The 1,574-nt window shown below is 61.6% G+C and carries 2 protein-coding genes; both read left to right on the top strand.

Annotated features, from left to right (window positions below):
* The first annotated feature begins 221 nt into the window (after positions 1–221).
* On the top strand, positions 222–1,316 hold the full coding sequence (gene yedE, locus V6C16_RS12895; protein ID WP_333534642.1) for a YedE family putative selenium transporter: 1,095 nt from the start codon (positions 222–224) through the stop codon (positions 1,314–1,316).
* On the top strand, positions 1,316–1,531 hold the full coding sequence (locus V6C16_RS12900; protein WP_333534643.1) for a sulfurtransferase TusA family protein: 216 nt from the start codon (positions 1,316–1,318) through the stop codon (positions 1,529–1,531). Before yedE ends, V6C16_RS12900 begins: the two co-directional genes overlap by 1 nt.
* Positions 1,532–1,574 lie beyond the last annotated feature (43 nt).

A 1,574-nucleotide genomic window follows, 5' to 3' on the forward strand; every position in this document is an offset into this window, starting at 1 on the left:
CGGCCCGCGCGGCGCAACAGCAAGGAGCGCACATGCCCAAGCGCAAGACCTGACGCAAGCCCACAGGCTTCACGGTGTGGAGTATATGCGGGCGGCGGCGCGTTCTGAGCCTTGGGGGCATGGCGCGACAACCCTGACAAAACGGTAATCCTCCGTCCGCGTAAAGCGGCCATACTGGCCGTCTACGCAACGGGCGTACGCCCGCAAACAGGAGGAAAGCCATGAAACAGGGCTTCAACATTCTTTCCACCACCACGGGCATCATCGTGGTCGGCCTTATTTTCGGCGTATTGGCCGTATTGCTGCAACAGGCGGGCAATCCGGGCAATATGGGCATATGCGTCGTCTGCTTTAACCGCGACATTGCCGGGGCCGTGGGCCTGCACAGGGCTGACCTTGTGCAGTATCTGCGCCCGGAAATAATGGGCATGGCGCTGGGCGCTTTTGCGGCGGCCATGCTTTTTGGCGAGTACAAGCCGCGCGGCGGATCCGCGCCGATCATCCGCTTTTTTCTCGGCGCCATTGCGGGCATAGGCGCACTGGTTTTTCTGGGCTGCCCCTGGCGCGTCATTCTGCGTCTGGCCGGCGGCGACGCTCATGCCCTTTTCGGCCTGGCGGGCCTCATCGTGGGCGTTGGCATAGGCACGGTCTTTTTTCGCATGGGCTTTTCCCTGGGCCGCAGCCAGGGCCAGGGGAAAATCTCTGGGCTTCTGCTGCCCGCGCTCATGATCGCCCTTGTGGCCCTGTACCTTGCCGATCCGCAGATAATGGGCGAACTTAAAAGCGGCGTGCTTTTCTACTCCGTCAAGGGGCCCGGCTCACAACACGCGCCGTTCATCTTTTCCCTGTGCGCCGGACTGGCTGTAGGCTTTCTGGCCCAACGCAGCCGCTTCTGCACCATGGGCGCCCTGCGCGACGTCATCCTGTTCAACCAGTGGTTTCTGGCCCTGGGCTTTATTGCCATGTTCGCGGCGGCTCTGGTCATGAATATCAGCTTCGGTTCCTTCCACTGGGGATTTGAAAACCAGCCCGTCTCACAGCCCAATGACCTGTGGAACTTTATGGGCATGGTTACGGCGGGCCTTGCCTTTGCCCTTGCCGGCGGTTGCCCCGGACGGCAGCTCTTTATGGCGGGCGAAGGCGACAACGACGCCTCTGTCTTTGTCATGGGCCTCATCGTCGGTACAGCCATGGCCCACAACTTCGGCATGGCCTCAAGCCCCGCCGGCATCGGTCCTCACGGCATGGCCGCCACCCTGGCTGGTCTTGGAATTTGCCTGTGCATAGGATTTTATAACTGCAAGCGAGGCGCGTAATGTCTGTACTTATAGATACCCGCGGTCTTTCCTGCCCGCAGCCGGTGCTTCTTTTTCTCAATGCCGCCAAAACCGGCAACGGTCCCTTCAGCGTACTCGTCGACAACGACGCAAGCCGCGAAAACGTCAGCCGCGCGGCCCGCAACCGGGGCTTCAGCGTGGACTCGACCGATGAGGGGCAGGGCGTCACAAAACTGGAACTGCACAAGGACTGACGCCGGGGCTTTTCTGGGCGCCAGACCGTGCGGTGCGCCTGCG

The sequence above is a fragment of the Desulfovibrio sp. 1188_IL3213 genome, assembly GCF_036763145.1.
In the GTDB taxonomy this organism is placed as follows: domain Bacteria; phylum Desulfobacterota; class Desulfovibrionia; order Desulfovibrionales; family Desulfovibrionaceae; genus Desulfovibrio.